This window comes from Anaplasma capra (genome assembly GCF_025628805.1).
Lineage (GTDB): Bacteria > Pseudomonadota > Alphaproteobacteria > Rickettsiales > Anaplasmataceae > Anaplasma > Anaplasma capra.
Map to the genome: position 1 here is coordinate 1 of NZ_JAOTBG010000002.1, position 18,774 is coordinate 18,774.

17 protein-coding genes, 2 tRNA genes and 1 other RNA gene are annotated in these 18,774 nt (G+C 47.4%); 14 read left to right on the forward strand and 6 right to left on the reverse strand.

Going from position 1 to position 18,774, the window contains the following annotated elements; translation table 11 throughout:
• Positions 1 to 408 precede the first annotated feature (408 nt).
• Positions 409 to 912 (reverse strand): pantetheine-phosphate adenylyltransferase, encoded by a 504-nt coding sequence (coaD, locus tag OC187_RS00585; RefSeq protein WP_262997867.1) that lies wholly within the window; start codon positions 910 to 912, stop codon positions 409 to 411.
• Between the two features lie 164 nt (positions 913 to 1,076).
• On the opposite strand from coaD, the gene OC187_RS00590 reads away from it, so the two are divergent.
• The 9 genes from OC187_RS00590 (at position 1,077) to OC187_RS00630 (ending at position 5,644) form a co-directional block, all read left to right on the forward strand.
• A tRNA-Phe gene (locus OC187_RS00590) sits at positions 1,077 to 1,147 on the forward strand.
• A 257-nt stretch (positions 1,148 to 1,404) separates the two neighbouring features.
• Positions 1,405 to 1,614 (forward strand): hypothetical protein, encoded by a 210-nt coding sequence (locus tag OC187_RS00595; RefSeq protein WP_262997866.1) that lies wholly within the window; start codon positions 1,405 to 1,407, stop codon positions 1,612 to 1,614.
• Positions 1,615 to 1,688: 74 nt separating this feature from the next.
• A complete protein-coding gene (locus OC187_RS00600) occupies positions 1,689 to 2,033 on the forward strand; it encodes a hypothetical protein (RefSeq protein ID WP_262997865.1) in 345 nt (114 codons plus the stop codon).
• A 17-nt stretch (positions 2,034 to 2,050) separates the two neighbouring features.
• A complete protein-coding gene (locus OC187_RS00605; protein WP_262997864.1) occupies positions 2,051 to 2,218 on the forward strand; it encodes a hypothetical protein in 168 nt (55 codons plus the stop codon).
• A gap of 328 nt (positions 2,219 to 2,546) precedes the next feature.
• Complete coding sequence (gene proS, locus OC187_RS00610) at positions 2,547 to 3,827, forward strand: proline--tRNA ligase (protein ID WP_262997863.1); 1,281 nt, start codon at positions 2,547 to 2,549, stop codon at positions 3,825 to 3,827.
• Entirely contained in the window at positions 3,824 to 4,216 is a 393-nt protein-coding gene (locus tag OC187_RS00615; protein WP_262997882.1) for a holo-[acyl-carrier-protein] synthase, read from the forward strand. The genes proS and OC187_RS00615 overlap by 4 nt, the downstream gene beginning before the upstream one ends.
• 357 nt (positions 4,217 to 4,573) lie before the next feature.
• Positions 4,574 to 4,645: transfer RNA gene (locus OC187_RS00620), tRNA-Asn, on the forward strand.
• 70 nt (positions 4,646 to 4,715) lie between these two features.
• Positions 4,716 to 5,051: a transfer-messenger RNA gene (ssrA, locus tag OC187_RS00625) on the forward strand.
• A gap of 116 nt (positions 5,052 to 5,167) precedes the next feature.
• Positions 5,168 to 5,644, forward strand: a complete 477-nt coding sequence (locus OC187_RS00630; protein ID WP_262997862.1) for a ClpXP protease specificity-enhancing factor SspB — start codon at positions 5,168 to 5,170, stop codon at positions 5,642 to 5,644.
• 114 nt (positions 5,645 to 5,758) lie between these two features.
• Here OC187_RS00630 and topA read toward each other — a convergent pair whose 3' ends face one another.
• The 3 genes from topA to OC187_RS00645 all read right to left on the reverse strand — a co-directional run bounded on the left by topA (position 5,759) and on the right by OC187_RS00645 (position 10,227).
• Positions 5,759 to 8,203: a type I DNA topoisomerase gene (topA, locus tag OC187_RS00635; RefSeq protein ID WP_262997861.1), complete on the reverse strand. Its 2,445-nt coding sequence runs from the start codon at positions 8,201 to 8,203 to the stop codon at positions 5,759 to 5,761.
• Between the two features lie 198 nt (positions 8,204 to 8,401).
• Positions 8,402 to 9,787: an NAD(P)H-hydrate dehydratase gene (locus OC187_RS00640; protein ID WP_262997860.1), complete on the reverse strand. Its 1,386-nt coding sequence runs from the start codon at positions 9,785 to 9,787 to the stop codon at positions 8,402 to 8,404.
• 122 nt (positions 9,788 to 9,909) lie between these two features.
• Positions 9,910 to 10,227, reverse strand: coding sequence for a hypothetical protein (locus OC187_RS00645; RefSeq protein WP_262997859.1), 318 nt, complete (start codon positions 10,225 to 10,227; stop codon positions 9,910 to 9,912).
• Between the two features lie 279 nt (positions 10,228 to 10,506).
• Here OC187_RS00645 and OC187_RS00650 point away from each other — a divergent pair, with 279 nt between their 5' ends.
• Positions 10,507 to 11,163 (forward strand): O-methyltransferase, encoded by a 657-nt coding sequence (locus OC187_RS00650; protein WP_262997858.1) that lies wholly within the window; start codon positions 10,507 to 10,509, stop codon positions 11,161 to 11,163.
• Between the two features lie 101 nt (positions 11,164 to 11,264).
• On the opposite strand, the gene OC187_RS00655 is transcribed toward OC187_RS00650, so the two are convergent.
• A complete protein-coding gene (locus OC187_RS00655) occupies positions 11,265 to 11,429 on the reverse strand; it encodes a hypothetical protein (protein ID WP_262997857.1) in 165 nt (54 codons plus the stop codon).
• A gap of 21 nt (positions 11,430 to 11,450) precedes the next feature.
• On the opposite strand from OC187_RS00655, the gene OC187_RS00660 reads away from it, so the two are divergent.
• Both OC187_RS00660 and cutA read left to right on the forward strand, forming a co-directional pair.
• Positions 11,451 to 13,937, forward strand: coding sequence for a PAS domain-containing hybrid sensor histidine kinase/response regulator (locus OC187_RS00660; protein WP_262997856.1), 2,487 nt, complete (start codon positions 11,451 to 11,453; stop codon positions 13,935 to 13,937).
• Between the two features lie 43 nt (positions 13,938 to 13,980).
• Positions 13,981 to 14,337: a divalent-cation tolerance protein CutA gene (gene cutA, locus OC187_RS00665; RefSeq protein ID WP_262997855.1), complete on the forward strand. Its 357-nt coding sequence runs from the start codon at positions 13,981 to 13,983 to the stop codon at positions 14,335 to 14,337.
• A 453-nt stretch (positions 14,338 to 14,790) separates the two neighbouring features.
• On the opposite strand, the gene OC187_RS00670 is transcribed toward cutA, so the two are convergent.
• Positions 14,791 to 15,648: a 4-(cytidine 5'-diphospho)-2-C-methyl-D-erythritol kinase gene (locus OC187_RS00670; RefSeq protein ID WP_262997854.1), complete on the reverse strand. Its 858-nt coding sequence runs from the start codon at positions 15,646 to 15,648 to the stop codon at positions 14,791 to 14,793.
• Between the two features lie 162 nt (positions 15,649 to 15,810).
• Here OC187_RS00670 and dusB point away from each other — a divergent pair, with 162 nt between their 5' ends.
• A complete protein-coding gene (dusB, locus tag OC187_RS00675; protein ID WP_262997853.1) occupies positions 15,811 to 16,767 on the forward strand; it encodes a tRNA dihydrouridine synthase DusB in 957 nt (318 codons plus the stop codon).
• Positions 16,768 to 17,000: 233 nt separating this feature from the next.
• Positions 17,001 to 18,774 (forward strand): RNA polymerase sigma factor RpoD (rpoD, locus tag OC187_RS00680; protein ID WP_263008488.1); only part of this gene is annotated, 1,774 nt, incomplete at its 3' end.

Here is an 18,774-nt window from a genome sequence, read left to right on the forward strand (position 1 = left end):
GAGCTTCTTGTTAATGCTCATTTTCCCTGTGTATCAGAGTGCAGGCTGCCTGCGGTGTTCGTGTGAAATACCGACTGGTTTTATAGCAAAGCTTGCGGTGTTCGGGTAAGAAATCCACCCATACAATTGTACAGCGAAATCATGTAACAATTTTATGTGTATGATCAAGGGCAGAGATTCAAGGGTTTCTGCGCCACCGCCTTTTACATGATCACTGCGCTGGTGTCCATGAGGCTAACATACAATTTGGAGTGTTCAGTGTGTTGCCTGTTATAATGAAAGTTAATATTTAAGTTTTTGATATATCCCTTTCAGGTACGGGATTATTTTAGGAAACAAACTAGCATCCCCACCATACGCAACGCATATCCAGGTCCAGGCTCTACGCAGCGGGAATATCATCAGCGATCAAGTAGAACAGGAAGCCCCAGAGTAAAACCCCAACAGATGCGTCCTTACGTTCTCCGACACAAACATGCTAAGATCCCCGTTAAGGCGCGCGACTTCCTTTACAAAACTTGAGGAGATAAACTGAGTATCCTTTGCAGCAGGTAAAAATACAGTCTCCACCCCGGGTACAAGCTTGTAGTTTATCCAGCTCATTTGAAACTCGTAATCAAAATCAGAAACTGCCCTAAGTCCACGAATAATAACCTGCGCACCCCTACTTTGGGCAAAGTATGTTAGCAACCCATCAAAAACCTCAACCTTCACATCTATCTCAAGCATGCGCATATCATGCTCTATCATAGCTGCACGCACATCAGCAGGAAATATGGTTTCCTTCACCACACTTTTTGCAACGGCAATGATAAGTTCATCAACCAAATTGCTGGCTCGCTTGATTATGTCTACGTGTCCAAAGGTGATAGGATCGAAAGTTCCCGGATATATACCTAGCCTTATTGCCATAACTTCTATAGAGGTAAAGACAACCGTGGATTATACCTTACTAAGAAACAAATGATCATCATATTTTGCAGTTTATTTTCCTTGAACACCAATTACCAACCCATATAATGAACGCAGCTGGGGTGAGCTGCGCACAGTCCGTATGCGCCGCTTGTGGCGTTTCTGGCTTGGTAGCTCAGTGGTAGAGCAGAGGACTGAAAATCCTTGTGCGCTGGTTCAATTCCAGCCCAGGCCACGTCCTCTTGTCCGCCAGTATTCCCGTTGATCTTGTCTAGCCGCAGTTGGGGTCTCGCCGCGCTGTGATTATCTCAAAGTTTTTTAGATTCTGGATTTGTGCGTTTCTGTGCTGCACGGTCATACCTGCAACATCGCTTTCCGCCGCTGCACAAGAGGGCGGAAACAGCGTGGTAGTAGGCTTCTTGCAAACTGAGGAGGAAGACCTATCCGGAGGAGCTCACCTTCTCCCACAACATAGCCGAGATGCTCACAAGCATGGGCGCGCACGTTGTGCGCATAGACTACAACAAGATTGTGCAGTCCACTAGCCTCGAAAAAGAGATTCCGGGAGAGATGGGTGAAGATGTATCAAAACTCACAAAGCAAAAGCCAAGTGTGATAAAGCGTGAAGTTGCAGCCTTTCTCAAGGAAAAAATATCACAAGGATATTTTTATACCTGGAAACTTCTACAATCTAGACACTGAGCCTTACCCCAACCCACAACAGGCAGCTGGTTGCAATAGCTGAAATAACGCGTGAGGATCCGAGCATCAAGCTTATGGGGGTGTGTGGTGGTCTGCAGGGAATTGTGCACGCCATGGGCATTAAGGTCACAAGAGTAGAGAAGTTGCTCGGCAAGAGTTCGGCGCGTTCGCATATGGTATCTGGGCCAGGTCCACATGGGCAGCACAGCGCGCTTCATCAAATCAGAATAGTACCCAACAGCAGGCTGGCAGGAATAGTCTCGAAACACGTACGTCCGGATAAGGATGGGTGGCTGTCTTTGTTCTTTCCTGACGCACACGGAGGTGCGGTGAGCAATGACCGGGAAAATATTCAGAAGTTGGAGTCCTTGGGTTATAAGATCGTGGGATTTTCAAATGATGGCATGATAGAGCCTTAGAAGACATGCACGGAAACATGTTGTTTCAGGACCACCCAGAGGCACTTGCAGTGGGCATCTTGAACGGCAGTTTGGACATATCTCACATGGAAGAGTTAGAGGGGGGCTGGCACGAAAAGGGCAGCAACCCGGAGAAGATGATATTAAGAAAAGAAGGATCTCTGCCCTATGTGCAGTGTCAATAATTGAAGACTTCTTGTACACTGACCTGCAGTAGTCAGGATTCCAGCATGGAATATCACCGTCAGTGGCCCGCCATACGTTCTGGGCACGTGTCATCTGTAGTTTAAATGCGAAGCAGTGATCACAAAAGGCGGCGAGCGTGGCGTGCGCTCTGGTCTCCAACGGGACTTGCAGTGTTCGATGGCGGCCAAGGTTTGAGTTTCTCACAACCGCAACTGCACGCGCTTACAATAGGGCCTACAGAAGGGTATAGAGGCCTGGTATCAGCATCATATTGTCTTGACTACAGCCCTTGTATGTGGTAGTGGACGTGAATTAGCTGGTATTGGTATGCGTCTCTCTGGATGCTACATGCCGACTATGAAGGACGTGTCTTCAGATGTCGTGGTCGCTTCTCACAAGTACTCCCTGCGTGCTGGCTTGGTAAAACAGAACGCTTCGGGCCTTTACACGTGGTTGCCCATGGGACTCAGAGTTTTAAAGGGCATAGAGCGCATAATACGGGAAGAGATGGATGCCATTGGCTTCTTGGAAATCCTGATGCCATCTATGCAGCCCGCAGAGCTGTGGAAGGAGTCGCAACGCTATGATTCTTACGGACCAGAAATGCTGCGCGTGCGGGACAGAGGCGGTAGGGAGATGGTGTTTGGCCCCACACACGAGGAAGTCATATCTGACGTAGTGCGGTCATCACTAAAAAGCTATAAAGAGCTGCCAATCAGTCTATATCAAGTGCAATGGAAGTTTCGGGATGAGCTGCGCCCCAGACATGGTGTGATGCGCGGCAGAGAATTTCTTATGAAGGACGCTTACAGCTTCGACGCCGACCATGGAGGAGCGATGAGGTCATACAGCAAGGTATTCTCTGCTTATTTGAAGATTTTTAGACGAATTGGACTCACACCTGTAGTGGCCAGGGCTGATAGTGGCTCTATCGGAGGAAGCGTGAGCCACGAATTTCATGTATTGACCCCGACCGGTGAAAGCATGGTGTACCATGATGGAAAGATTCTCGACATATCTAAAAGTGGCAGCTGCAGCATGGAGGATATCACAAGTGTATATGCGGCAACGGAAGACGCGCATGACCCTCGAAGTTGCGGCGTAAACCCTAACGATTTACAAGTCTCCAGAGGCATGGAGGTTGGCCATGTTTTTTATCTTGGAGACCGGTACTCCACTCCCATGAATGTCAAATTTCGGGACAAGAGCGGAGAGAGTATCTACACCCAAATGGGGTGCTATGGAATAGGGATTTCCAGGTTAGTAGCAGCAGTTATTGAGGCTTTTCATGATGATTCTGGAATAAGATGGCCAGAATCCGTAGCACCTTTTAGAGTAGGAATAATGAACTTGAGTGCCACAAACGGGGAGTGTACAGCAACCACAGAAGCAATATACAAGGCCCTTGCCCCGGGTAGTGCGCTATACGATGACAGCCTAGATAGCCCTGGAACAAAGCTCGCAAGGATGGACTTACTGGGGCTTCCGTGGCAAGTCATTGTGGGAAATTCCTTCATCAAAGACGGGGTGGTGGAGTTAAAAAATCGTTCCAGTGGAGTAGTTGAAAAGCTTTCTGTTGATGCCTTGGTTTCGAGGATGTGTACGTGATAACTGGCGTAGGCGTGGACTTAGTATCCGTAAAAAGAGTACAACAAATGCTGGATAGATTTGGCAGCAAATTCACTTCCAGGGCATTCTCTGAGATGGAAATACGCGATTCTCTTCGGTACAAGAACGCTCATGCAGTAGCAAGACATTTTGCCAAGAGGTTTGCCGCAAAAGAGGCATATGTTAAGGCAACAGGGCTTGGGTTCGGGCGTGGTATAAGTATGAAAAGTGTATCTGTATATAACGACGCCTTGGGAAAACCACGCATCGCCGTAAGCGGTGATGTTGAACAAAACATAGAACTCTCACTCAGTGACGATGGAGAATATGCAATAGCCTTTGTCGTTTTGCACTCTCGAAGCCCGGTGAATCCGGTCACACAGGTATAGCGGTGATCCGCGCATCTACCAGCAAGTCCATCATCGCTTTGCAGTACTCTAAAACCGTGGGCTTTCTCCCATTAGGATACCCCGAGAAAGGGTGAATTCCTCCACTAGCGCACCCTTACACACAGTAGCCCTCAGGGCCACGTCACACGTTTGGTCCACTGTGAACACCTCAATGTTTGTTGTTTAGGGATCCCAACACATCACGCTAAAAGACCATTCTCCCGTACAGTCAATCGCAAGCACGGCAGGTATGAACTTCCCGCAATCTTTTGCGCATAACAAAAACCCATAACACCACCCAAGTTTTTGTTGCACATGAGATGATACAAAATTATTATGAGCCAACCTCATGTGTATTCCCTGGTAGCTCAGTGGCAGAGCAGCTGGCTGTTAACCAGTGTGTCGTTGGTTCGAATCCAACCCGGGGAGCTTGGCGCCAAAGTCCCGCAGCTACCTTGAGGTAGCTGCAGCGCCGTATGACTTTGAACCTCGGTCGTATGTTCTTGACTTCTGCGACGTATAGTAATACAATCTGGCCGTGGTCTTCACTATGGCAATAAAGACTTCCCGGAATAGACGTTTTGGACCCGAGGGCAGTGCTCGGCATCTCCACTTCCTCTTACATACAATGGGGATGAAACAGGATAGACAGACGCAGTAAAGGGGTATGTCGTTGCTCGGTGGGAATTCCAGCCGTATAAGTGGGTCGTTTTATAAGTGCAAACGATGATTTCGTTGCCGCTAATGACAACATGGAACCAGCTTTCGTAGCTGCTGCCTAGTTTGTCCTTAGCGCGGTTTGGGGGGCTTACCGGGCAACAGAAAAGCCCCCACTTGCCTCACCTTGGTTAATCTCCATCTTGTTTTCTAGCGTGATTGTGGTATCCTGCTGCTCGGCAGGTGGTGCTTTGTTCTACTGGCTGTGCTGATGCTCTCTGGTATGAGGTTTCAATGAGCGATTTAGTGGATTATCGAAGGCTGGTTTACTCCGCAATGTGTAGCGTAGTCAGGGAAGCGTTGGATTTCGTATCCAAACTTTCCCCTTCAGGGGAGGCACACATCACGATTTCGTTTCTCACGGGTTGCAGTGGGGTAGTGTTGCCCGACCATCTTAGGGCACAGTACCCGGAAAATATGACAATAGTGCTCCAATACCAATTCCGCGAACTGTCTGTGAGCGAACACTGTTTCAAAGTGATTCTGAGCTTCAGGGGTAAAGAAGAATGCATAACGGTACCTTTCAGGGCCATAATTAAATACGTCGACATGCTAGCAAACTTCTCTCTAGACCTTGAGCAATACGGCGACGTGGAACTGGGGGTAGATCTCGGCTCTGACAACGACGACGTCGCAGAAGACTCATCAGAGGGCACTGCGCATACGGTGCGCGACAATATAATTTTTATAGATAAGTTCCTGAAGAACTAGTTTGACAGTCAAACTTCAAGCCCCGTAAGGCAGAGCAGGTCTGGACGCCCTGGCAGTACACCTCCAATCGAACCGGAGAATAGCCGCAGGTTTTGTCCTCTCCCAACAGTGTTTTCACGGTTTCTGGTCTAGTAAAGACACTGCTTCTTCCAGTGTTATGTCCCCACCACCCTTCCCCTTTATGGCAACGCTTTTCTTGTCACACTTCAGGTAAAAACCATACCTGCCCTTACATACATATATTTCCTTGCCGTTGCCGTGCAGGCCAAGAAGCCTGGCTTTCTTCTCCGCCTGACTGTCTATAATGCTTACCGCCTCCTCAAACGTTAGATTCAAAAAATCCTCTCTCCCCTTCACGGAAAAATACGTCCCGCCATATAGGACATATGGACCAAACCTACCAATACCCAGCTTTATGTCCTGAGTAGTATTTGGATAGCATCCCAAAACCATGGGCAAAGACAGAAGCTTTTTTGCTACATCTAAAGTAATATCTTTTATCCCCTGCGGCACGGCAACGCGCTTCCCCTTTGCGTTATCACCTAGTTGTAAATACTCACCATACGGACCATTCTTGAGAAAAATCTCCTCTTGAGTTGCATCATCTAGACCTAAAACTTTCGGAAATTCCTCTCTACCAACCCCGGCTTCGCTGCCAATACCTCTGGTATACTTGCACTCCGGATACTTGTTGCAGCCTAAAAATGCTTTATACTTGCCGATATTGAGCATGAGCTCGCCCTCGCCACAGCCGGGGCAGCGCCTGTCAATTACCTCACCTGAATCTGATGAAAACGCGTACATCTCCAGGTCTTTAGTGATAGACTTTAGTATGTCGCTAACCTCAATACCCTTAACTGCACTCACATCAGCAATGAATCTACTCCAGAACTGTCGCAACACTTCCTTCCAAGCCATATTACCATTTGAGATAAGATCCAATTCTTCCTCAAGATTGGCGGTAAAGTCATATTCAACGTAGCGACTGAAAAAGTTGGTCAAAAACGCATTTACTATCCTACCCCTTTCACTTGGTACAAACCTCTTTTGCTCCAAGTTTGTATACCCCCTATCCTGTAGGACGGAAATGATCGTTGCATAGGTAGACGGTCTTCCTATCCCGATTTCCTCCATCTTTTTCACCAAACCTGCTTCACTGTACCTAGGGGGAGGTTGAGTAAAGTGCTGGCTGGGAATAACCTCTAATAAGCTACAATCCTCCCCAACCTTTAGCTGGGGTAACATTTTGCGCTTATCCTCATCATCCGAACCATAAACCTTATAATACCCATCGAAACTCAAGCTTGAACCAACTGCGTGAAGTCCTATAGAGCCATCCGGAGACTGAACATCTACTATGACCTGATCAATTACTGCAGACTCCATTTGACTGGCCATGGTGCGTCTCCATATGAGATCGTACAGCTTTAATTGGTCACCGCTAAGATACTGGGCCAAACTGTCAGGAGTCATTGTGATATCGGTGGGGCGTATGGCCTCATGGGCCTCCTGCGCATTTTTCACCTTCTTCACATACTGCCGCACAGACTTGGCAAGATACTTCGCACCAAACTGCATCTTGATTGTGTCACGAATGTAGGATACAGCCTCGGAAGAGATGTAAAACCCGTCGGTACGCATGTAGGTAATTAACCCAACAGTCTCTCCGGCAATATCTATGCCCTCATATAACTTCTGCGCAATAACCATAGTGTTCTTCGCCGAAAACCCAAGTTTATTGGAGGCTTCCTGCTGTAAACTTGACGTAATGAACGGAGGATAGGGGTTACGCTTTGTTTGTTTCGCCTCTACAGAGGCAACGCGATATGATTCCTTCCCTACACGCTCAGCCATAGCATTGGCCTGATGAGCGCTGGTAATGGAAAACTTATCCAGTTTTTCGCCATCGTAGTGCTTAAGGGCAGTGGCAAATTCTTCTCCATGCTGGTTTTTGAGAATCACCCCAATATCCCAGTACTCTCTGGATTCAAACCGCTCGATCTCGTACTCTCGCTCACAAACCAAGCGGAGAGCCACAGATTGAACCCTACCGGCAGACCTGCTACCGGGAAGCTTTCTCCATAACAATGGAGAAAGGGTAAAACCAACTAGGTAATCCAACGCCCTACGTGCCTGCTGAGCGTGCACTAGGTCCATGTTTATACCGCGGCAATCACTGATGGCAGCGACAACGGCTTTTTTAGTCACCTCATTAAAGACCATCCTACTCACTGTGACGTCCCTGCTAATTGCGCTTCGCTCACGCAGAACTTCAACTATGTGCCAAGCTATAGCCTCACCCTCGCGATCAGGGTCCGTAGCAAGATATATGGTGCCACCTTTCTCTGAGCTGACCGTTTTAACAATTTTATCTATGTGCCTTTCTGACTTGGGAATAATCTCATAAATCATGCGAAAATCATCATCGGGATCCACAGAACCACTCTTCGCTGGAAAATCCCTCACGTGGCCAAAAGAAGCTACTACTTTGTACTTGCCTCCCAAGTACTTGGAAATGGTCCTCGCCTTAGAAGGAGATTCTACAATAACCACGCTCATCACTAAACCTACATGCGAAAACCGCCCCTCTCAGAAGCTAGCAACCTAATATTATAAAACAAAGTTCTTGGAAAGGATTTTTGCTGCGTTAATCACAGGTAAAGTTTCTGAGCCCCCATCATGACAATCAGGAAACACCCACATGAACCCACACAATAACGCAAGATCGCGGCAATTACGGAGTGAAAATCTAAATCCCTACGCAAGCAGAGAAAGTGCTTTAGGAATCTGAAGTATTATATCGTCAGCAATCAGCCCAGTTCTACACCTCTTTCCACACTCTCCGTGTATCCATACACCGCAGCATGCCGCGGAAAACTCAGGCATCCCTGCAGCAATAAGTCCGGTAATGATTCCGGCCAGCACATCGCCACTACCAATGGTAGCCAAAGAGCTAGGAGCATTGTTATTAACAACTATACTTCCATCAGGCGCGGCGATTACTGTATCGTGCCCTTTGAGTACAATTACCGCCTTTGACATTTCCGCAGCTTTTTTCGCCCTTTCAACAACACTGCCACTCAGACCCGGAAAGATGCGCTTAAATTCCCCTTCGTGAGGAGTCATTACAACACTTCGATTAGCAATGCGTGATAAAAGCACGTCAGGATCGTCTTTAAAAATAGATATACCCCCAGCATCCAGAACACACTTTTTACCGGAATTCAGCGCGGCAAATATTTTATCCCTCAGAATATCATCCAAGGCATCACCACCCGGCCCCACCAACAGTGCTGAAACCCTAGGATCACCCAGCACTTCTTCGCAGGGCTTATACATTATCGAGGTCAAAGAACCTGCATACAGGTGAATTTCTTCGTCTTCACAGGCAACGGCAACCGCACCTGGCCCTATTCTCAAAGCCGCTACTGCAGCCAGCTTTACCGCACCAACAGACCGCACACCTACAGAGCACACAACCGCGTAACCCCTGCTGTATTTATGCGACCTATAGTCTGGCCTGGGAATATACTCTCTCCAAAGGCATGGCGAATTGCGGAAAGCCCGAGATTCACCTACTTCTAGTCCTATGTCTTTAACGCACACCACCCCCGAGTAATACCTACCCGGAGAGACCACATGCCCAAACTTCAAACAAGAAAATGTGATCGTCAAATCAGACTTGATCGCAGCCCCCATGACCTCCCCAGTATCGCTGTTTATGCCGCTTGGCATGTCGACAGCTACAACGTACTTGCCACTCGAGTTTACTCTTGCTACAACCTCTTGCACATCCCCTTCCAGCGGCCGCGAGATTCCTATACCGAAAATAGCATCCACAACCACGTCTTCACGGACAGAGAAGCTGCTTGGTGTCAGGGGATCCACGCCCCGCCCTTCCGCTCCAACACGGTAGCCAAGCACCCTAACCGGCCACCCATCCTTTTGGAGTAACTCCGCAACCACTGCACCGTCTTTACCGTTATTCCCTGGTCCACACAGAACCAAAACCGGCCTTTTGGAGAAATACCTACGCAATTCCTCGACCACCGCAGCCCCGGCCCTGGAAATCAGTTCACCAACCGGAACACTCGAGCTCTGCTCAGAAACCCTAAACTGCGATACCGACAGGATCAAGGACATAGCACCACCCCCGAGACAGCGTGTGCAAACTGCACAAAGCGCGCGCCGCCACAGGCCACCATAACACAGGACAACGATCAGTCAAACCAGTTCTGGTACCACGGCGCGCTCAAACCCAACGGCTAGGCGTACTCATCCTCGTCGGATCTCACCGCACTACTAGCCTCGCTGCGCACCTTCTCACTAACACTGCTCCTCCTTCTAGGCGCCGTAGACGCTGCACCGGCCTTTATGCGCTCAAAGTCCCTCCTCCTCTCGTGCCACCCGTAGGTGTACATGACCATCTTATTCTCTATCAGCACTATGGCCCCGTCAGGGTACACAACCATGTCCATGCCCCGCTTCTGAGCCTCGATGAACTTCTCCCTGTACCTCTCCCTGTACTCAGGATCATCAAAGACCGATGCCTCTCCGCCACCAGCAGCACCAGCCCTAGACATTACACGCCCCCAGACACCCTACAGCCGCACAACGTACACAAACACTCATCTGATAACACCTCTACTCTATTCCCTCGCAACACAATCGCGAGCACGAATCGCGTGCGCCATGGTAACACAAAATAGGCCTCGACAAATAATACGAATACGGGCACATATCACATTTTTTCGCAGTAGTGATAATTTTATCACCATGATACCCATAAAACACCAGTGTTCTGGCATTGTATTTTCCTGAAAAACTGAGTAGGCTCGTACCTATTTCGGATGAGTTGCTACATGCGTAGTATTTTTCCCAGAAGGGAGCAGGCCTATATAAGCGAGCTCTTTGGTGTTGATGATAGTAATGCGCTGTCAGTGCATTCGTCGGCACCCGACGGATTGCACATGGTACAATTGGGCGTCGCTGAGGGTCAGCTACTTCAGTTCCTGATACGAGCAGCCAGGGTCAAATCTGTTGTAGAGGTTGGGACTTGCGTGGGATTCTCCGCCATATGCATGGCGATGGCCCTGCCCCCAGAAGGACACGTATATACAATAGAAAAGCGTGATAAAGTTGCACCAATAGCCAAACGCAATATCGAGAAATGTGCAATGACAGATAAAATCACCGTGCTTTGCGGAGATGCGCTCGATAAACTCAAAGATTTGAAAAGTGCGTCACCATTCGACATGATGTTCATAGATGCAAACAAGTCTGGCTACTGTGACTATTTGGACTGGGCTGAAGCCAACATCAAGAAGGGTGGGCTTATTGTTGCTGACAACGTATTCCTCTTTGGTACAGTCTTCAGTGATACACCTCCAGAGAAGGTCTCCAAAAGCGCGCACACTAGCATGCGAAACTTCAATAAACGGTTATCGGACAAGAGCAATTATCTTGCTTCAATAATTCCAACAGAAGAGGGCATGCTGGTTGCAATTAAGTTGAGGTAACACATATCGGGCCTCGTCATCCCAACTACAGAGCTTTCGCTACTCATGTTAGTTGAGCATGATGACCTCCTCTACGGCACAGAAGCGGGACAAACTGCAATTCACCCAGCATTGTCGGCAGCAGCTATGCGGTTATCACCCCCCAATCTGAGATCCAATTTGCCTTTGCCGTAGATGTTTATTGTTGTATGATCCCGGTTAGGCATGATTCCAGGAAGTTTAAGTCGCGATATGGAAGCAACGCGCCGCAACCTACTCCTAGACACAGCTCATGGGGGAAATGCTGAATGAAGAAAAGGTACACCGACAACGAGCAAAACAATAAGGTTGATTTTGTTGTACGTGATTACGGGATCTCGAAAATAAGAGCCGCAACAATTGTAATCCTGCCCTTACTATGCGTGTTTAGCATATACCTATTTGGAATAGAAAACGGATACGTAAGCATGGTATTCAACTGCCTGTTTACCAGCGCCATAGTGCTGGTAATCCTGCAGAAACTCAACCGGTATCCGAGGGTAATCGCTGCAGTAGAGTATCAGAATATGATCTTCGCCAACGCGTTAAATCACGACACGGAGTTTTGCCTTATTTTGAAAAGCAATGGAAACGTAGTGTATTCGGACGCCAGGTTTAATGCTAGATTCAAAAACCTGTGCCGAAGCCGCCCCTTAAATCTTTTCAGCATCTTAAAGCTTGGTAACCTGGGTGATGACGAAATAGCACGATTCCTTGATGCTCTAAAGAATAAGTCACCAGTACGCACTTATTTTTCTGTAAGCAAGAAAAACGCTGTCTCTAATTTTTCTCTAATGCTCGATCCTATAGCGGATAATCCGCAGGTAGACGTCACAGAGGGAGCGGCATTCAGCCTACTCTTGAACCCACTGTCAAGACCACAGGACTACTTCGTTCTTAAGGCTATGAAGATCACTAAAGAGGAAGTGCATGAACGGCTCTTACACAGACATAAAGTGGGATCATACCTCCTGAATCAGGACGGGGTAATTATCTCCGCAAATGAGAATTTTCTGAAAATTTTCGAGCTAGAAGCAATAAAATGCCACACCTTGTTCTCTGATTTTCTCAGTAAGAATCAGTCCGATGCAGCAGAAGATGAGGTGATATTCACAACATCCACAGGCACGATGTTCAAGGCACATATAACTCAAGAAGTGTTCTATGACAAAAGTAATAATAGCTATACATGCGGGCTTCTAACTCCTAAAAAATTCAGTCTCACGGATTATCAGTTGAATCCGTGCTTTATCCACGCGCCCATTGCTATGGCCCAATGCGATCTAGATGGAAAAATCATAAAGTACAACAAGGCGTTCGAGGCATTAACGGATGGACAAAACCACGAGCACATATTTGCGCATGTTACGCCCGTACATAGCAAAAAGATAAAGAAATACCTGCAGGGAAGCGCAATCAACAACATGTCCATCGAGGGACAGCTCTGTAACAAGACCTATGTGAAGATATATATGAACAAGTTAGTTCATAACAACGAGATATCGGTGGTATGCTACATCACCGATAGCGCCGATAGAAAGAGCTTGGAAACGCAACTAGAGCAATCACAAAAAATGCAAGCGATCGGTCAGTTAGCTGGGGGCATAGCACATGATTTCAACAACATTTTGACCGCCATTATAGGATTTTGCGACTTGCTGCTCATACAACATCCGGCAACTGATCCCTCTTTCAGAGACATAATGCAAATCAAGCAAAATGCCAACCGAGCAACCAACTTGATCAAGCAACTAATGGCTTTTTCTAGGAAGCAAACCTTACAGCCAAAAATATTGGACATAAACAACATAGTCGCTGATCTCTCACAAATGATCAAACGCCTTATCAGCGAGGATATAGAGCTAAAAATATTTTATGACAAAGACATTGGACTGGTAAAAGTAGATCTATGCCAGCTTGAGCAGGTCATAGTCAACTTGGTAGTAAACGCTAAATCTGCAATGAGCTCTGGAGGAGTGCTTACTCTGCGCACCTATAACCTGCAAGTTGATGCATCTAGCATCCCAAAGGGCATGTTCGTTCCAGATAAGGACCAAGTAGAGCACGGAGAGTACGTGGTACTCGAGGTAATTGATACGGGACACGGTATAGATAAGCAGATTATTAAGAAAATTTTTGACCCGTTTTTTTCGACAAAAAGTGAGTCCTACGGCACGGGACTTGGTCTATCTACAGTGTATGGAATAGTAAAGCAAACTGGTGGGTATGTGTACGTTCACAGCAAGGTAGGAGAGGGCACAAAATTCATGATACTTCTACCCAGAGCATACGTGGCTGAAGGTCAAAGAGCTGAGGAATACTCTCTACCAAACGAATTCACAGAGGTAGATGATTTTGTGCTCGAAGGTGGTCAAGAGTGCGGTCACTCGGCTTCTATTCTCCTAATAGAAGACGAAGATCCAGTCAGGGCATTTACGTCAAAAGCACTCTCGAAAAGGGGGTTTAAGGTCATAGATACAAACTCTGGAAAAGAGGCAATAAAGGCGGCTAAGGATACGCACATAGACATCGTTATAAGCGACGTTGTGATGCCCGGCGCCAGCGGCCCAGAGACCATCTCTGAGATATTAAAAATGCAACCAAACGTCAAGGTGATGTTCGTATCTGGGTACGCAGAGGAGGTGTTTCATCAGCATAAGAACATAAATCTGGATGAGATGTTTTTCCTCTCAAAACCATTCACGCTAAAACAACTTCTACAAAAGGTCAGCGAAGCTCTTGCTTGCAATAAATAGGTCCGAGGTGCACAATCTGTAGTCAGCTCTAAGGAAATAAAGCATGGAAGACGGGCTATCGCTTGTATACGTTACATTCCCAGATTATGACACCGCTTACAAAATCGGCTCATCCCTCCTACAAGGCGGCATGATAGCATGCTTGAACATATTCCGAAATGTCACTTCAGTATACGTATGGGACGGGGATGTGCGCACAAGCGAGGAGTGTGTAGCAATCATGAAAACCATGAAAAGCTTGGGTGAAAAAGTAATGCACATCATCCGCGAACAACACCCCTACGAGATACCCGCACTATTCTCAGTCAATACAGAAACATGTAGCCCCGCTTTTCTAGACTGGGTGTCGTCGCATACAGGCAAAACTACATTGTCAGGGAAAGGACCCCGCACCACATAGGCTTGGTCACGCAGCTTCGGAAGTTGAGATTTGCACGGTATGCCGCAAAGTTAGGGTGTGTGGTATGCGCCAAGAGTTGGACACCCTGGGTAGCTCCTTTGGGGGCTGTAGTTGCCGAGTGGTTGGGAAGATTTTTACTACATTTCCTTGTAAGTAGCAGCAATAATGTATAGGATTAAGTCGTATTTTATATCTTGCTGTAGAGTACAATGGATAGGTATGATGTTTCTGTGTTGACAGCCTGCTTACTGTCATCAGTTCCGCAATACAAATCTGTGAACAACGAGGATTATTATACATGTTACTCACACCCGCAATACGACCCTATCGCGGATGAAGATGAGGATGAAATCGCAGAGGATGTTCATTGCGAATCACAAGACCATCCTTGCGCCACTGCACCGGAGTGGGAACTCATATAGGGCAATAGCCAAGTAAGCACCAATGGGCAGATCATTGAACAATTTCTGTTCCATAAACCCACCACTTTGGGTACAACCCCTTTAAGTGCTGCACTCCCGCATTTGCCATGTCTCCATCTTCGAATAGTGCAAAACACGTAGCTCCGCTCCCACTCATCCTGGACAGGCAACACCCCTTTAAAGATTGCAATACCCCCAGGATATCTTGAATTTCAGGTACGAGCGACACTGCAGTTTCTGTAAGATCATTGCGCGACTTCATAATCAAGCTGAGCCAGCCATCTGCAGTTTTGGGTACATCTTTTATGCTCTCTGAAAACTTCCCAGGGCTGTAAGCGTCAAACACGCTTCTGGTGCTGAGACGCACCCCACTCGGCTTGACTAGCACAACATACCTGGGCAACCTAGCGTCTGGCAGCAGATGTATACTATCCCCTACCCCCCGGACAAAAGCCGTCTTAGACTGCAAGCACACAGGAACATCGCTTCCCACAGATGAGGCAACACTCCTCATGCCAGCTTCACTAATTCCCCAATTTTCACCCAATAAGCGTATGATAGCCGCAGCGTCAGCAGAGCCGCCTGCAAGCCCGGCAGAAACGGGAATATTCTTTGTGACTCTAACATACACATTCCTGGCCACCCCCGGGGCACACCTTCTTACTAAGTGGCCTATAGCGCGCTGTACGGTATTATCGCGTCTACTGATACCCGAAAATTTGACAAACTTTACCCCTCGCCTATTTGACCCAATATCAACCTCTAGTATATCAAAAAGCCTAATGAACCCGAAAAGGGACTCCAGAATGTGGTACCCCGCGGCAGACTTCCCTACAATATGAAGGAACAAGTTTATCTTGGCTGGAGCGTTTATTAGCCACCTAGACATTACTCCCCGCACTCCCAGAAGTGCCACCTCTAGCACAGTCACAACCGCGAGTCAATATTAAAAACTTAAATACTTATCTCACAACACTCTGTTCGGTATTGCTACATCCACGGTTATGATGCTACCATCTGGGTCTGCACAGTTTATACAGACAGTTACCCAGTGAGACAGTTCATAGCAGAATATCCCGTAATTTTGGCGCCAATGTCGGGCATTACCGACATGCCATTTCGGTCCATAGTCAGGGACCTTGGCGCTGGGCTCCTAGTTTCTGAAATGATAGCGAGCCGCGCTATGGTAATAAAAACACGGCAGAGCCTACAAAAATCAGAAGTTGGGGAAAACACCTCTGTACAACTTGCAGGATGCACACCTGAGATCATGGCAGAAGCAGCCAAAATTAACCAAGACATGGGAGCAAAGTGCATAGACATCAATTTTGGATGCCCAGTGAAAAAGGTAGTGGATGGGAACGCCGGATCCGCACTTATGAAGGATGAAGAGAAGGCTGCAAAGATAATGGAAAGTGTAGTAAAAGCAGTAAAAATCCCTGTGACCGCGAAGATGCGCATGGGCTGGAGCGCAACGGATTTAAATGCCCCAAGGCTAGCAAAAATAGCTGAAGAAGTTGGGATAAGTATGGTCACGGTGCATGGAAGAACCAGGACTCAAATGTTCAGTGGAACGGCAGATTGGAAGTTTATCAGACAAGTGAAAGACTGTGTTAAGATACCCGTGATAGCAAATGGAGATATACGCACTTTACAGGATGCAATCGATGCACTGAGCCTTTCCGGCGCAGACGGAATAATGATAGGGAGGGGGGCCTACGGCAAGCCTTGGTTGATAAAGCAAGTGATGCACTTTTTAAAGACACGGGAGGTGCTACCGGACCCCCCGACGGGTGAGAAGCTTGAAATAGTGCTTAAGCATTACGACAACGCAATAGATTACTATGGAAGGGACATAGGTGTAAAAATACTCAGAAAGCATCTTGGATGGTACAGTGCTTCCAGTGCGGGTTCGGCGTGTTTCAGAGCGCGAGTAAATACGATGAATGACCCGGTAGCGATAAGGGAAAAATTGCTGGAGTTTTTCGGAACCAGCGAAAATGCATAGCGTAGTCGCAAATTGTTGGACACTGTGTTAAATATGTGATAGGAGGAACCTCTGCCAGTGTTGGTGCTACGCGGGTTTTGCGCGTCCCATGTTTTTGCCCAGGGTCAGGCTGTAGCTTTGCGCGTGCGGGCGTTTGTGGGTGGGCACACAGTTCGCGTCTTGCTGGCCAGCGGCCCTGTGGGTAGGTATCTCCTCTTCAGGCTAGTTGTTTAGTGCTCCTTTGGGGACTCGTAATGGATAAAGAACTTGTAAAAAATCTCATAACTAAAGGTATCAAGCAGGGGGGAGTAGTTACCTTCGATGACATAAGCGATGCACTCTCGGATGACGACGTAGTATCCTCCGAAAGCATCGATGAGACGATATCATTGCTCCAGGATTCCGGAATAAGCGTGCTAGAGCAGAGCGATGAGGAGGAAGCTGATGCTGCGGTTTCGGAGGAAAACGCAGCAAAGGATGAGGAAGACGAATCCGGGATGCGATCTTGGGATTTTGGCCAAACGGATGACCCCATACGCATGTACCTATGCGAAATGAGTTCTGTTGAGCTACTCTCAAGAGAAGGCGAGATAGAAATTGCGAAGAGGATTAAGTCTGAAAAAGTAAACATGCTGAGGTCGCTGATAGAAGCGCCTTTAGTGTTACGCACTTTCATGTCGTGGCGGGACGATCTGGTAAATCAGCAGATTATGCTCCGGGATCTCATAGATCTAGATGCAAATTACAGGGGTAGCTTTCCTCAGCAGGAATTTGGTGAGGGAGAGGAATATGAAGACGGCGAGATACCAGATCATGGAGAGGAGAGCGAGGTAGAACCCGAAGGTGCAGATGATAGAGATGAGGAGGAAGGAGAGGAAGACCCCTCAGCAGGGAATACTTCGATCCTAGAAATGGAAAGCGCGCTTCTACCAAAAGTAACCGCGATTCTCGACTCAATCATAGAACACGCGGAAAAAATTCTGGAAATGAAGAAGCGGAAAAGAGATTCCGGAAAGTGCGATGAAAAAACCTACAGCGAGCTACACGAGAACATTTGGGAGCTCGTTTCTCAAATGAAACTCAGCGACTCTGCAGTGTTATCCGTAACTCAACAAATTTACAATCTGAGCAAGGCTATAGCCGCGGAAGAGGCAGCTTTAATATCGCTAGTAGAAAGCCATGGAGTAGATCGCAAGAGCCTCTTGGAAGCATACAACAGCAATACAATCTTCAAACAGGGTGATACTTCCCAAGAATGGAAAAATCTGCTGGAGAAGGAAAGAGAAACCATCATGGGGATACAAAACAGGGTTAGATTACTATCTGGAGAGGATAGCCCCAGTAGTTTCAAAGCCCTGGTAGCAAGAATACAAAAACACGAGAGGACTGCGAACAAGGCGAAGCAGGAGATGATCAAAGCCAATCTTAGGCTTGTTGTGTCTATTGCAAAAAAATATTCGAATCGCGGTCTGCAGTTCTTGGATCTCGTGCAAGAGGGAAACATAGGGCTAATGAAAGCCGTAGACAAATTTGACTATAAGCGCGGGTATAAGTTTTCCACGTATGCTACGTGGTGGGTAAGACAAGCAATCACAAGGGCAATAGCGGATCAGGCGCGCACCATAAGAATACCGGTGCATATGATTGAGACCGTAAACAAGATAAATCGCACATTGAGACAGATGTTGCATGAAATAGGTAGAGAGCCCACCTTGGAAGAGCTTTCTGCAAGGCTCAACATGAACGTGGAGAAGATACGCAAAGTGATGAAGATCGTAAAGGATCCTGTGAGCCTGGAAAGCCCTATAGGTGATGACGACAGTAGCACCTTCGGGGATTGCATAGAAGACAAACGTGCCGTAAAACCGGAGAACGCCGCGGTGTTAGCAGACTTGCGGGAGATAACCACGAAGGTTTTGTCAACCTTGACTCCCAAAGAAGAGAGGATTCTCCGTATGCGATTCGGCATTGGCAAGGGCGGTAAAGACCATACCCTAGAAGAGGTTGGCAAACTTTTCAACGTAACCA

What these genes read in the sequence shown, in the direction of transcription:
- OC187_RS00650 (WP_262997858.1), top strand. Translation starts at nt 10,507, where the DNA reads ATGCGTAGTATTTTTCCCAGAAGGGAGCAGGCCTATATAAGCGAGCTC.
- OC187_RS00660 (WP_262997856.1), top strand. Translation starts at nt 11,451, where the DNA reads ATGAAGAAAAGGTACACCGACAACGAGCAAAACAATAAGGTTGATTTT.
- OC187_RS00630 (WP_262997862.1), top strand. Translation starts at nt 5,168, where the DNA reads ATGAGCGATTTAGTGGATTATCGAAGGCTGGTTTACTCCGCAATGTGT.
- topA (WP_262997861.1), bottom strand. Translation starts at nt 8,203, where the DNA reads ATGAGCGTGGTTATTGTAGAATCTCCTTCTAAGGCGAGGACCATTTCC.
- OC187_RS00600 (WP_262997865.1), top strand. Translation starts at nt 1,689, where the DNA reads ATGGGGGTGTGTGGTGGTCTGCAGGGAATTGTGCACGCCATGGGCATT.
- cutA (WP_262997855.1), top strand. Translation starts at nt 13,981, where the DNA reads ATGGAAGACGGGCTATCGCTTGTATACGTTACATTCCCAGATTATGAC.
- coaD (WP_262997867.1), bottom strand. Translation starts at nt 912, where the DNA reads ATGGCAATAAGGCTAGGTATATATCCGGGAACTTTCGATCCTATCACC.
- proS (WP_262997863.1), top strand. Translation starts at nt 2,547, where the DNA reads ATGCGTCTCTCTGGATGCTACATGCCGACTATGAAGGACGTGTCTTCA.
- OC187_RS00670 (WP_262997854.1), bottom strand. Translation starts at nt 15,648, where the DNA reads ATGTCTAGGTGGCTAATAAACGCTCCAGCCAAGATAAACTTGTTCCTT.
- OC187_RS00595 (WP_262997866.1), top strand. Translation starts at nt 1,405, where the DNA reads ATGGGCGCGCACGTTGTGCGCATAGACTACAACAAGATTGTGCAGTCC.
- OC187_RS00605 (WP_262997864.1), top strand. Translation starts at nt 2,051, where the DNA reads ATGTTGTTTCAGGACCACCCAGAGGCACTTGCAGTGGGCATCTTGAAC.
- OC187_RS00640 (WP_262997860.1), bottom strand. Translation starts at nt 9,787, where the DNA reads ATGTCCTTGATCCTGTCGGTATCGCAGTTTAGGGTTTCTGAGCAGAGC.
- OC187_RS00645 (WP_262997859.1), bottom strand. Translation starts at nt 10,227, where the DNA reads ATGTCTAGGGCTGGTGCTGCTGGTGGCGGAGAGGCATCGGTCTTTGAT.